The 12,437-nt window shown below is 61.9% G+C and carries 11 protein-coding genes; 6 read left to right on the top strand and 5 right to left on the bottom strand.

The features are described 5' to 3' along the window. Positions 1-330 precede the first annotated feature (330 nt). The 3 genes from F561_RS0113255 to F561_RS0113245 are packed head-to-tail and all read left to right on the top strand — an operon-like array spanning position 331 to position 3,033. Entirely contained in the window at positions 331-1,362 is a 1,032-nt protein-coding gene (locus tag F561_RS0113255; RefSeq protein ID WP_019010454.1) for an ABC transporter substrate-binding protein, read from the top strand. Positions 1,363-1,369: 7 nt separating this feature from the next. Then, positions 1,370-2,212 carry an ABC transporter ATP-binding protein gene (locus F561_RS0113250; RefSeq protein ID WP_019010453.1) on the top strand — a complete coding sequence of 281 codons (843 nt, stop codon included), beginning with the start codon at positions 1,370-1,372 and terminating at the stop codon, positions 2,210-2,212. After that, positions 2,209-3,033, top strand: coding sequence for an ABC transporter permease (locus tag F561_RS0113245; protein ID WP_019010452.1), 825 nt, complete (start codon positions 2,209-2,211; stop codon positions 3,031-3,033). Before F561_RS0113250 ends, F561_RS0113245 begins: the two co-directional genes overlap by 4 nt. Before the next feature lie 101 nt (positions 3,034-3,134). Here the strand turns inward: F561_RS0113245 and F561_RS0113240 are convergent, their stop codons facing one another. The 5 genes from F561_RS0113240 to F561_RS0113220 all read right to left on the bottom strand — a co-directional run bounded on the left by F561_RS0113240 (position 3,135) and on the right by F561_RS0113220 (position 9,215). Next, on the bottom strand, positions 3,135-4,685 hold the full coding sequence (locus F561_RS0113240; RefSeq protein ID WP_019010451.1) for a dihydrolipoamide acetyltransferase family protein: 1,551 nt from the start codon (positions 4,683-4,685) through the stop codon (positions 3,135-3,137). Positions 4,686-4,751: 66 nt separating this feature from the next. Next, a complete protein-coding gene (locus tag F561_RS0113235) occupies positions 4,752-4,985 on the bottom strand; it encodes a hypothetical protein (protein ID WP_026298888.1) in 234 nt (77 codons plus the stop codon). 35 nt (positions 4,986-5,020) lie between these two features. After that, positions 5,021-6,049 carry an alpha-ketoacid dehydrogenase subunit beta gene (locus F561_RS0113230; protein WP_019010449.1) on the bottom strand — a complete coding sequence of 343 codons (1,029 nt, stop codon included), beginning with the start codon at positions 6,047-6,049 and terminating at the stop codon, positions 5,021-5,023. Further along, on the bottom strand, positions 6,046-7,209 hold the full coding sequence (locus F561_RS0113225) for a thiamine pyrophosphate-dependent dehydrogenase E1 component subunit alpha (protein ID WP_019010448.1): 1,164 nt from the start codon (positions 7,207-7,209) through the stop codon (positions 6,046-6,048). Before F561_RS0113225 ends, F561_RS0113230 begins: the two co-directional genes overlap by 4 nt. A 404-nt stretch (positions 7,210-7,613) precedes the next feature. Continuing rightward, entirely contained in the window at positions 7,614-9,215 is a 1,602-nt protein-coding gene (locus F561_RS0113220; RefSeq protein ID WP_019010447.1) for an aminotransferase class V-fold PLP-dependent enzyme, read from the bottom strand. Positions 9,216-9,325: 110 nt separating this feature from the next. Between F561_RS0113220 and mnmG the strand changes: the two genes are divergently transcribed. The 3 genes from mnmG to rsmG all read left to right on the top strand — a co-directional run bounded on the left by mnmG (position 9,326) and on the right by rsmG (position 12,360). After that, on the top strand, positions 9,326-11,131 hold the full coding sequence (gene mnmG / locus F561_RS0113215; protein ID WP_019010446.1) for a tRNA uridine-5-carboxymethylaminomethyl(34) synthesis enzyme MnmG: 1,806 nt from the start codon (positions 9,326-9,328) through the stop codon (positions 11,129-11,131). A gap of 90 nt (positions 11,132-11,221) precedes the next feature. After that, positions 11,222-11,626: a hypothetical protein gene (locus F561_RS0113210; protein ID WP_051096916.1), complete on the top strand. Its 405-nt coding sequence runs from the start codon at positions 11,222-11,224 to the stop codon at positions 11,624-11,626. After that, positions 11,623-12,360 carry a 16S rRNA (guanine(527)-N(7))-methyltransferase RsmG gene (rsmG, locus tag F561_RS0113205; protein WP_019010444.1) on the top strand — a complete coding sequence of 246 codons (738 nt, stop codon included), beginning with the start codon at positions 11,623-11,625 and terminating at the stop codon, positions 12,358-12,360. Before F561_RS0113210 ends, rsmG begins: the two co-directional genes overlap by 4 nt. Positions 12,361-12,437 lie beyond the last annotated feature (77 nt).

Below are 12,437 nucleotides of genomic sequence, written 5' to 3'. Positions count from 1 at the left end.
TTTTACAGTATGGGTCAACAAGAGAGCGCCTCATTGACCGAGCGGAGCAAGTAAAGGTGGCGAGCAGGACGGAGTATGCAGGCAGCAGGAAAACGGACATTCTCATGCTGCCATTCGGAGAACTGCTCCAAGCTGTTCCGTCGGTAGACGTTCTCAGAATAGCTAGAGACCGATAGCGAGTCTTTACCAAAACGTCCAGTAGTTTTTCGACAATTTGCAGACTTTAATCATATTTATCTGTCTATTGTCTGGACCTCATGTATTTTGTTGTCAAATCTTGTGACATTCTGCATGGGTCGCTTGGTTACGGCTGGGCTACTGGAGGCTGTCATGATTACTCTCACGCAACGCCTTTTCAATCTTGGTGCCGCCCTTGTCCTGTCGACAGTGTCTACGGCACAGGCCCAAAGTACCAACCTGAAATTCACCTTGGACTGGGCGCTTGAAGGCCCCAGTGCTCCTTATTTTTTGGCGCTTGATCGGGGCTATTTTTCGCGTGAAGGGCTGAATGTCAGCATTGACCGGGGCTTTGGCTCGGGCGACGCCATCAACAAGATTGCCGGGGGCACCTACGATCTGGGGTTTGGTGACATCAACGCGATGATGGAATTCAATGCACGCAATCCGGCACAGAAACTGGTCGCGGTCTACATGGTCTACAACGCGCCGCCGCACGCCATCGTGGTTCTTAAGAGCAGCGGCATCAAGACCCCCAAGGATCTGGAAGGCAAGACCATTGCTGCCCCTGTTGGTGACGCATCCCGCCGACTGTTCCCGGCCTTTGCCGAGGCCAACGGGATCGACGCCACCAAAGTGAAATGGGTCAGCGTAGACGGAGCCCTGCGCGAACCGATGCTGGCCCGCAAACAGGCCGACGCCATCAGCGGCTTTACCTTCACCTCTTTACTGAACCTCAAGCAGATCGGCGTGGCTGCCGATGAGTTGACCATCTTTCCTTATGCGGCCAGTGTGCGTGGCCTGTACGGCAATGCCGTTATTACGCGGGCCGACTTTGCCCAGAAAAATCCTGGAGTCGTGAAGGGCTTCCTGGCCGCTGTGAATGCGGGTCTAAAAGACACGATCAAGGACCCTGGAGCGGGCATTGCCGCTGTACAGAAACGCAACGGCCTGATGAACGTGGCTCTGGAAACCGAACGTCTGCGCCTCGCTCTTGGCGGCAGCGTCCTGACCTCCGATGTCAAGGCGTTGGGCCTTGGCTCGGTGCGCCCCGACCGCCTGAAATCCAGCATCAATACCGTCAAACAGGCCTTTGATCTGCCTGTCACGCTCTCCCCCACCAGCGTATTTAATGCCTCCTATCTGCCGCCCGCTGCCGAGCGCAAAGCACCTGCGTTGAAGTGAGGATGTCATGACCGCACCGAGCACACCAGTTGCCAAAAATGCCATTGAACTCAGTGATGTGACGCTGCGTTACGCCACCAAAAATGGGCAGATAGAAGCTGTCCGGGGCGTCAGCCTCAGCTTTGCTCCCGGTGAATTCGTGGCCATTGTAGGACCAAGTGGCTGCGGCAAAAGCACCATCCTCAAACTGGTGTCTGGCCTGATGACTCCGGCGGTGGGGACCGCTACGGTGGGCGGCGTGGCTCCCCGGCCGACGGGTCAGGTCGGGATCGCCTTTCAAAATCCCAGTCTGCTGCTGTGGCGCACAGTGCTGCAAAATGTGCTGTTGCCGCTGGAAGTTTCACCCGCACACAAGGCGGCCTATCGCAAAGACCCTGCGCCGTTCGTCGCGCGTGCACGGCGAATGCTGGCAGCAGTGGGTCTCGGCGGCTTCGAGGACAAACACCCCTGGGAACTTTCGGGCGGGATGCAGCAGCGGGCCAACGTGGTACGCGCCCTGATTCATCAGCCCAGTATTTTGCTGTTGGATGAACCTTTCGGGGCACTTGACGCCTTTACCCGCGAGGAGTTGTGGCTGGCCCTGCAAGCCCTCTGGATGGGTGCGCGGCCTACCGTATTGCTGGTAACGCACGATCTGCGCGAGGCCGCACTGCTGGCCGACACCATCTATGTCATGAGCCCACGCCCTGGACAGATCACCCTGCGGCGGGAAGTAGAATTGCCGCGCCCCCGCACCCTGGAAGGAACGTTTACGCCCGAGTTCAGCGAAATTGTCCGTGAACTCCGGGAACACATTGGCGGCGTCAGAACCCGGATTCGGGCCGAGGAATTGATGGAGGTGGCCTCGTGACGCCTGAAGTGCTGCAAGCCGAAAAGGTGCCCGCAACTGCGCCGCAGGCCGGTGCATTTCAGACGGGCCTCAAGGCAATGCTGCCACCAGTGTTGACCATCGCCGCCTTCTTTCTGATCTGGGAACTGGCCTGCCGACTGTTCAGGATTCCTGCCTTTATCCTGCCCACGCCGAGTTCATCGGTAGCGGCGCTGATGCAGTTTGCGCCTGCTGTGGCCGAGCACGCCCTTCAGACCCTCACGACCACCTTGCTGGGCTTTGCGTTGGCCGTCGTACTTGGCCTGGCTCTGGGCGCACTGGTGGGGCTGAACCGGACAGCCTATCAGGCGCTTTATCCCCTGCTGATCGGCTTTAATGCTGTGCCCAAGGCGGCGTTGGTACCCGTGTTGGTGATCTGGTTTGGCGTGGGGGCTGTCCCTGCCATTCTGACCGCGTTCCTGATCTCCTTTTTTCCCGTGGTCGTCAACGTTGCTACGGGCTTGGCCACTGTGGAACCCGAACCCCGCGATGTGCTGCGAGCGCTGGGCGCCACGCCGTGGGAAGTGTTCACCAAGGTCAGCCTGCCGCGCTCCTTGCCGTACTTTTTTGCCAGCCTCAAGGTGGCCGTAACGCTGGCTTTCGTGGGCAGCATCATCAGCGAGTTGGCGGCCAGCAACAAGGGCATCGGCGTCATGATGAATCAGGCCGCCAGTACTTTTCAGGTGCCACTGGTCTTTGGCGGTGTGCTGCTCGTCAGCGCTATGGGCGTGCTGCTATATGCGGTGTTTGCCGTGGTTGAGGCCCGGATGACCGGTTGGGCCTACCGTTCTCAGAACTCCTGACAGCTTCTGCAACTGAACAGATCAAGGCCAACGATTTTCCATCAGCAGCAAGAAGGCGGCCCTTCCATCCGGAATCAGGGCCGCCTTGAATTCTGTCTGCGTTACATTCCTTCCAGCATCAAGCGGTCTGGATTTTCCAGCAGGCGGATCACTTCCTTGCAGAAGCGGGCGGCCTCTGCGCCGTCCACGAGGCGGTGATCGAAGCTGAGGCTGAGGTACATCATATGGGCCACCACGATTTCGTCGTGTTCATTGACAATCGGGCGCTTGACGATGGAATGCACACCCAGAATGGCAGCGTCGGGCACGTTGATGATCGGGAAGGAAAACAGCGCCCCGATAGAGCCGATGTTGGTAATGCTAAAGCTGCTGCCCGTGAGTTCGTCGGCGCTGAGTTTGCCGTTCTGAGCGCGGCCTGCGAGGTCAACCACTTCGCGGGCCAGATCGAACACGCTCTTGTGGTTCACGTCGCGCAGCACGGGCACGGTCAGGCCCGCATCAGTGGCAACGGCCATACCCATGTGGTAGTACCGCTTCTGCACGATTTCCCCGCTGGCCTCGTCGAACGAGGTATTCAGGCTGGGGTATTTGCGAAGGGCCACCGCCACCGCTTTAAAGAAAAACGGCATGTAGCTGAGGCGCACGCCCGCTTCTTTCGCCTCATCCTTCACGCGGTCACGGAAGGCCACCAATTTGGTCAGGTTGACCTCATCCACGGTGAGGGTCCGCACGGTGTAGAGGTGGCTGGCCTGCATCTGGTTGCTGATAGCGCGGCGCATTCCGCGCAGGGGCACACGGTCTTCGAGGTGCTCGTAGCCTTTGGGTGTGCGGTACTGCACGGGGGCCACGGGCATTCCGTTGGTGGCGGCCTTGGATGCGGGCGCTTGGGGCACAGCCTGAACAGATGGAGCCTGTGCTGCTGGAGTTTGCGCCGCTGGAGTCTGGACTGCTGGAGCCTGTGCTGCTGGAGCTTTGGCCTGCTCCACATGCGCCGTCACGTCCTGCACCCGCACGCGCCCATTGGGGCCGCTGCCCTGCACCTGCGCCAGATCTATACCCAGTTCCCGCGCCAGTTGGCGGGCAGCAGGCACGGCCAGAACCCGGCCATCGTCGCGGTTTGGTGTGGCAGCCACAGCAGCGGCAGGGGGAGTCAGAACGGCGGTGCGGCCACCTGTGCCCAGCCCCTGCCCCAACCCCTGCACCTTCACGGTTTCATCGCTGGCAAAGGCTTTAAAGAGGCTGGTATCGTCGTCGGCTTTGGCGGGAATATGGCCCGCTTCCACAATCGAGCGTTCTTCCTGCGCCTGTGGGGGCAGATGCTCGGCGGTGGTGGACGGATTCTGAACACTGTCCTGAATGGCCTGAATCGGGGCCACGCTCTCCCCTGTTGCCGAACCACTGGCCGGACTCTCCGCGCCGCCCTCGTCGATCAGGGCAATGGCCGCATGGACGGCCACCACATCGCCTTCCTGCGCCAGCCGCTTGCTGAGGCGTCCGGCCACCGGGCTGGGCAGTTCTACCGTGACCTTATCGGTCATAACCTCGCACAGGGGTTGTTCCAGCGCGATCATGTCGCCTTCCTCGACCAGCCATTTCAGGATTTCGCCCTCGACTACGCTTTCGGCGAGTTCAGGCAGCAGCACTTCTTTCATGGATTACCTCGGTTGTGGGTTGTAGGGCGTGAGTTTTGGAAAGAGACCCAGCCCTACGAGTTGTGTTTAGCGGAGAAGGAACGCCCGCAGCAGGCCATAAGCCATCAAAATGACGCCCAGAACTTTGATCCAGCGTTCATCGCCCGCGTAGAACCAGGCTGCCACGCCCAGCAGCACAAACATGGCGCCGATGCACAGGCTCTGCCACGGCTCGGCCAGTCGTCCTGTCAGCGAATACAGGCCAAAGCCGACAGCAAGGCCGATGGTGCCCAGCAGCGGGCGCAGAAGGTCGGGTCTCATGACCCCCAGCATAGAAGGTGAACCACCAGAGAAGCTCAGTAGTTCAGGGCCTTCACGCAGGCCGCCGTGATGCGGTTGGGGCCAGGCAGATACACCTTGTCCTGTACGTACGGATAAGGCGTATCGAACCCCGCGACCTGACCCACCGGAGCCAGCAGCGAATCGAATGCCTGCTCCTGAATCACGTAGGCCACCTCGCCCATAAAGTTGCTGATGCGCGGGGCCTCGCTGACCAGCACGGCGCGGCCTGTTTTTTGCACGCTGCTCAGCACCAGTTCCCGGTCCCACGGCACCAGACTCCTGAGGTCGATGACTTCCACGCTGACGCCCTCTGCGGCCAGGGCTGCGGCGGCCCGCTCCGCGTCGGGCATCACGCCGCCGTAGCCCACCAGGGTCAGGTCAGTTCCTTCCCGCCGAATCGCTCCCTCACCAATTTTGACGGTGTAGTCGTGGCTGGGCACTTCGCCTTTGGCAGCGCGGTACAGACGCTTGGGTTCAAAGTAGATCACCGGGTCTTCCCCGCGAATGGCGGCTTTCAGCAGCCCCTTGGCATCGTAGGGCGTGCTGGGCATGACCACTTTCAGACCCGGCGTGTGCGTAAAGTAGCTTTCGGGACTCTGGCTGTGGTGGTGCCCGCCCTTCACGCCGCCGCCGCTGGGCGTGCGAATAATCAGGGGCGCGGTAAATTGCCCGCCGCTGCGGTAGCGGATTTTGGCCGCCTGACTGATGATCTGATCGAATCCCGGCCCCATGTAATCGGCAAACTGGATTTCGGCAATCGGGCGCAGGCCACGCACGGCCATGCCCACCGCCGCGCCCACCACGCTGGCTTCGGAAAGGGGCGTATCGAAGACCCGGCGCGGGCCAAATTCGGCCTGAAGTCCGGCGGTGGCCAGGAAGACGCCGCCGCGTGCGCCCACATCCTCGCCAAATACCACGACCCGGTCATCACGGGCCAGTTCCTCACGCATGGCCTCGGTCACGGCCTGAATCAGCGTGAGGGTGCGGGTTTCTCCGGTCTGTGTTGCTCCGGTCTGGGCTGGACGATTCTCAGTGGCCGTCATTTCTGGCCCTCCTGCTCGGCCCGCACGAAGGCGGCCTGATCGCGCAGATGGGGCGGCGTATCGGCATACACGTCCTCGAACATGATGCGCCAGTCGGGTTGCCCGGTGGCCTCGGCCTTCAGCACATCGGCATCCACGGCCCGGTGAACCGACGAAATGAGGTTGGCACGTTCCTCGGCGTCTACGGGGTGGCCCAGATGCGCCAACAGACCCTCGATGCGGGCGATGGGGTCGCGGGCCAGCCAGGAATTCACCTCGTCGCGGGTGCGGTAATTCTTTTCGGCGTCGGCATCGGCGTTGCTGTGAGAGCCGACCCGGTAGGTCAGGCACTCCACCAGCGCGGGGCCGTTGCCTGCCCGCACCCACTCGGCGGCGTGCCCGCAGACCTCCATGACCGCCACGATGTCGTTACCGTCCACATAAAATCCCGGCATTCCGTAGGCTTTGGCCTTGATATGGATGTTCGGGCTGGCCGTCTGGGCCGCCAGATTGGTGCTGATGGCCCACTGGTTGTTCTCGCACACGAACAGGGCCGGAGCCTTGGCCGCGCCCGCCATATTCAGGCCCGCGTGCCAGTCGCCCTCACTGGTCGCGCCGTCGCCGAAGGTACACAGGGTAATTTCATCGGTGCCGAGGTACTTCTGGGCCATCGCGTTTCCGGCGGCAGGCGGCACCTGAGAAGCGATGCTGGAGCTGATAGACACGAAATTTTGCCGCGCACTGCCAAAGTGGTGCGGCATCTGACGGCCCTTACACAGGTCGGAATTGGTGCCGAGGCACTGGCTGATCAGGTCGATCATGGGCACGCCCATAGCCAGGCCCAGCGTGTGGTCGCGGTAATACGGCCACACCCAGTCGTGGCCCACCCGAATAGAACGGGCCAGTCCGACCTGCGTGGCTTCCATGCCGCTGGACTGGGCATAAAAAGTCGTGCGCCCCTGCCTCAGCAGCGTGACCAGTTTGCGGTCAAACTCGCGGGCACGCACCATCTCGTGATGAAGTTCGCGCAGCAGTTCGGGCGTGTAGCGGGCGGGCAGATCGCGCACCGGGCGGCCATCTTCGGCCACCCAGCGCAGCGGCTCGGGAGAAAAAGGTTCGATGGAGCTGGAAGGTGGGGTGGTCGGTAGGGTATTGGGGGTGGGTTGTGAAGCGGTCGTCATGACCGGGCCTCCTCGGATGCGGCGGGGTTTAAGGCAGAAGACATCAGGCGGCAAAAGGCACCAGCTCTGGCCTCCTCGCTGTATGGGAATCTGTCTAGCAAACGCTCGTTAGGTATCTTATACGGATTCGGCCCGTCGCGTCCTGTATGGCAAAAAAGACACAGTTAGGCACACGCCTTCTCATCTTCATGATGGGCATGAAGTGGGCTGGCCTGCTCCGGTTCGCTGTGCTGGGCCTCGCCCGAAATATCGGTGTCAAGGTAGACGGGCCAAGGCTCTCACCGCGCCGGGTCAGAACATGGAAGCGTCTGACACTGCTGGACGGCTGTGCAGGCAAAACTCCTCTCGGAACTCAAGCCCCTGAATGCCCTTCCCACTGACCACTAACTACTCACCACTGACATTCAGTACGCGAAAAACACCAGATCCGCCGGAATATGCGCCGGAATCGTTCGCTGCGTCAGATCAGGCTCCACGGCGGCAGCCTGGGCCAGCGCCTCGGCCAGATATGCGGCGTAGGGCACCTCTCCTCCACTGCGCTCGGGGCGGGCGTCTCCAAACAGGTCCAGCGGGGCAGTGTCAGCTTCATGCGTCCACGCTCCCGAACCCCAGTCGAAGCGGTACAGGGGCAAAAAGCGTTCTCCGTGTGCGGCCACGAATTCGATGGCATCCAACAAGAATTCGGCTTCGGCGTCGGTGGCCCAGGGTGCCAGATTCAGGCGCGTCCAGCCGGGTTTCAGGCCGTCCATATCGCCCAGAATGCAGTTCAGGTAGCGTTCGCTGCGTTCCTCGTCGATGCCCAGCAACACATGGCCGTATGGCCCCGCACAGGCACACCCGCCGCGTGCCTGAATGCCGAACAGGTCGTTCAGGAGGCGCACCACGAACCGTGGATGCAGATATGCGCCCGACTCGGTGCGGATCAGGAACGACAGGAACGCCAGCCGGGGCGAATCGGGATTGCCCAACAGATGCACGCGCTTGTTAGGCGTCAGGCGGGTCATGGCCCGCGCAAACAGATCGTGTTCTCGGGCCGTCAATGCCTTCACGCCCAATTCCTCTTTGACCCGGAAGGCCAGCGCGGTGCGGATTTTGCCCAGAATGGCTGGCGTTCCGGCGTCCTCGCGGGCCTCGATATCGTCGATGTAGGCGTGCTTGGTGCGGCTCACGTAACGCACCGTGCCGCCGCCCGCCGTACTGGGCACGCTCAGGCGGTACAGATGTTCCTGAAAACACAGCAAACCCGGTGTTCCGGGGCCGCCCACAAATTTGTGAGGACTCAGAAACACCGCGTCGTATCCGTCGGCCTTGCCGGGTTTCATATCGATCTGAACATAGGGGCCACTGGCGGCAAAGTCGAAGCAGGCAAACGCGCCGTGGGCGTGCAGAATCCGCGCCACCGTGCGCGTATCGGTCAGGAGGCCCGTGACATTGCTGGCCGCGCTGAACGACCCGATCTTGGGCCGCCGCACAAATTCCGGGGCCTTGAGCAGCGTCACCAGCGCGTCCAGATCAAGGTTGCCCCGCTCACACAGCGGCACTTCCACGACCTCGGCCAGCGTTTCGCGCCAACTGACCTCGTTGCTATGGTGCTCGTAGGGGCCGACGAACACCACCGGGCGCTCGTGGGCGGGCATGGCATTCAGGATGGCGGCGCGGTGGGCTTCCGGCACGCTGAGGCCCAGAATGTCTTGCAGCCGCCGCACCGCCGCCGTGCTCCCCGATCCGCAGTACACCAGCTTGCAGCTCGCGTCGCCGCCCAGTTGCCCCTTCACGTATTCGGCCGCCTGATGCGCCAGATGCGTGGTCTGTGCCCCCGTCGCGCTGTCTTCGGTGTGGGTGTTGGCATACAGCGGCAGCGCCAGCGTCTGCACCCGCTCCTCTATGCTCCTGAGGGCGCGGCCAGAGGCCACATAATCCGCATAGGTCACGCGGCGAGACCCGAACGGGGTGCGAATCAGGGTATCCGTTCCGATCAGGTCGGCACGCAGCGAGGCAAAGTCCATGAAGACAGCTTAATCGGCGCGGCGGTTTTTTATTGTGAGTCCCCTTCAGAGCAGACCGTGAGCTGAGGCCGCGCAATCGTTTCCCGTGTCCTCTACACTCCTTGGTTGAGATGAGCGGCGTGCAGACAGGATGGAACGTAATCGTGATCGGCGGCGGGCACGCGGGTTTGGAAGCGGCGTGGGCGGCGGCCAAATATGCGCGGGTGGCGCTGCTGGTGGGCAATCCTTCCACCATCGGGCGGATGCCCTGCAACCCGGCAGTCGGCGGCCCCGGCAAAAGCCAGCTCGTCTTTGAGGTGCAGGCGTTGGGCGGTTTGATGGGCCAACTGGCCGACGCCACCGCCATCCATACCCGTGTGCTGAACGCCAGCAAGGGGCCAGCGGTACAGTCCTTGCGGGTGCAAAATGAGCGCGACGCCTACGCCGAATACGCGCAGGACGTGATCTTGGGGCACACGGGAATAGACGTGGTGCGCGGGGAAGCCGCCGATCTGGAAAGCGACGGGCAGGGCGGCTGGTGGGTTGTGACCACTGATGGGCGCAGGCTGGCCGCCCGCAGCGTGGTCATCGCCGCCGGAACCTTTATGCGGGCGGTCACGTGGTACGGACGCCAGTCGCGCCCCGAAGGACGGCAGGGCGAGCCACCTTCCCGCTTCCTGTCGCAGCCGCTGGCAACCGCAGGGCATCAGCTCAAGCGCTACAAGACCGGAACGCCGCCGCGTGTGCGGGCCGACGCCGTGCGCTTTGCCGACCTCCTGGAAATTCCCGCCGACCCCAACCCACGCGGCTTTACCGGGCAGCCCGGCCCACGTGCCACCCGCTCTCCCACGTGGCAGACCTACACCACCCCCGAAACCCACCGCCTGATTCAGGAAAACCTGCACGAATCGCCCATGTACGCCGGAGACATCGAGGGATTGGGGCCGCGCTATTGCCCCAGCATCGAGGACAAGGTGGTGCGGTTTGCCCACCATGACCGCCACCTGCTGTTTGTGGAACCCGACGGCATAGAAACCAGCGAGGTGTATTTGCAGGGCTTCAGCTCGTCGCTGCCGCCGCACCTGCAAGACCGTCTGGTCCGTACCCTGCCCGGATTCGAGCAGGCCGTGATTCAGCGTTATGCCTACGCCGTGGAATACGACGTGGTGGATTCCACCGAATTGACCCTGAATCTGGAATCTCGCCTGTTGCCGGGGGTGTTCACGGCGGGCCAGATCAACGGAACCAGCGGCTATGAAGAAGCGGCGGCGCAGGGCTTGGTGGCCGGAACCGCTGCTGCCCGCCGCGCCAAGGGCCTACCGGAGCAGTTTATTGGCCGTGAAACCGGCTATCTGGGCGTGATGCTGGATGATCTGGTCTTTAAGGGCAGTGACGAACCCTACCGCATGATGACCAGCCGGGTAGAACATCGCCTGCTGATGCGCCAGGACAACGCCGACGAACGCCTGACCCCGCTAGGCCATGAACTCGGTCTGGTAGACGATGCCGAGCAGGAGCGTGTGGCCGCCAAATACGGGCGCGTGGCTGCTGCGGTGGCCGAACTGGGCCGCCAGCGCGTGCAGGGCCACACCGGGGATGCGTGGTTGCGCCGCCCGGAATTTAGCCTGCCGGATGTGGAGGCGCTGGGCTTTACGTTGCCTGCACTGGACGCCGCCGAACGCGAAGCGCTGGAAATCCGGGTGAAGTATGCGGGGTACATTGCCCGCGCCGAAACCCAACTCAAATCCGAGGGCCGGGCGCGGGAACTGAGTCTGAGCGGGGTGGACTTTGCAGGCATTACTGCCCTGTCTAACGAGGCCCGCGAAAAGCTGGGACGGGTGCGCCCGCTGACAATCGAACAGGCCGCCCGTGTGCCGGGAGTGCGTCACGCCGACATCAGCGCCCTGCTGGTACACCTCAAACGACAGCCAGTGTAAGAATGTTTCACGGGAAACTTGACGGTGAAACAAAACTGGGTGGAGGTGCTTGACCTGTACTCTGTTTGACGGGAAACTTGACGGTGAAACATGGACACGCCCACCCCATCTTCCACTTCAACTACATCCTTCGATCAGGGATTGCTGCTGGGCATCCTGATTGGTGAGGGGCATTTTGGCGGCGACGGCAAGCAAGCGCACATCACACTGAGGATGCACACCCGTCACCGCAAACTTTTTGAAACCATGCTGCGAATCTGTCCCGGTTCGCGGTTGTACGGCCCCTACGATCACGGCGGACGCCAGTATTACCAGTGGATGGCGCGGGGAAAGGTGCTGCGCGACCAGCTCATCCCACTATTGGACGCTCTGCCGATGGCCGAACTGGATGATCACGCTTTTGAACGCTACACCGATATGAAAACGAGGTACGGCCTGATGAATACAGCAGAGATGAACACGGCAGACCTGTCCGAATTGCAGGCCAACCCATGACCCCCGAAGGACAGGACCTCCTGCTGCGGGGCGGCGACGCGCTGGGGTTAGACCTCACGCCGCACCTGCCTGCTTTTGCTGAGTTGCTGAGGCTGCTGCTGGAAGGCTCGACCCGCACCAATCTCACAGCCCTCAAGGAAGAACCCGACATCATCCTCAAACACTTCGTGGATTCGCTGACCTGTTTGCAGGGAGGATATCTGCACGGCGTTCAACGGGTTATCGATCTGGGAACAGGTGCGGGTTTTCCGGCGCTGCCACTGGCAATCGTGCAGCCTGACCTGCAACTGGTGCCGGTGGATTCCACACGCAAAAAGATCGAATTCGTGGCGGCCACCGCTGCCGCACTGGGCCTCAACAACGTCAATCCACTGGTAGGTCGTGCCGAGGAACTGGGGCAAGACCCCCAACACCGCCAACGCTATGACCGGGTAGTGGTGCGTGCAGTGGCCGCACTGCCGATTCTGGCTGAACTGGCCCTGCCGCTTCTGCGGGAGAACGGCCTTCTGGTGGCTCAAAAAGGCCCGATCAGCGCCGAAGAACTCAATGCAGGTCGGCGTGCGTCGGGTGAGGTGGGCGGTAAGGTGCAGGTGGTCGATCCATTCACGCTGCCGATTCTGGGCGATGCCCGCACCCTGATCGTGATCGAGAAGCTGAAGCCCACACCCGCCAAGTACCCCCGGCGTCCGGGCGTGCCGAACCATCAGCCGCTCTTCTGGAATGGCAATACGTGAGGCCACACGCAGCCGCCGCCCTGCCATGTTCCTGCGGAATGACGGTATCTTCACTGGCAATGCTCGTAGTCAAGGAA

The sequence above is a fragment of the Deinococcus aquatilis DSM 23025 genome, from assembly GCF_000378445.1.
In the GTDB taxonomy this organism is placed as follows: Bacteria; Deinococcota; Deinococci; order Deinococcales; family Deinococcaceae; genus Deinococcus; species Deinococcus aquatilis.
Note: the sequence above shows the minus strand (reverse complement) of the source record. Positions and strands in the feature narration are given on the sequence as shown.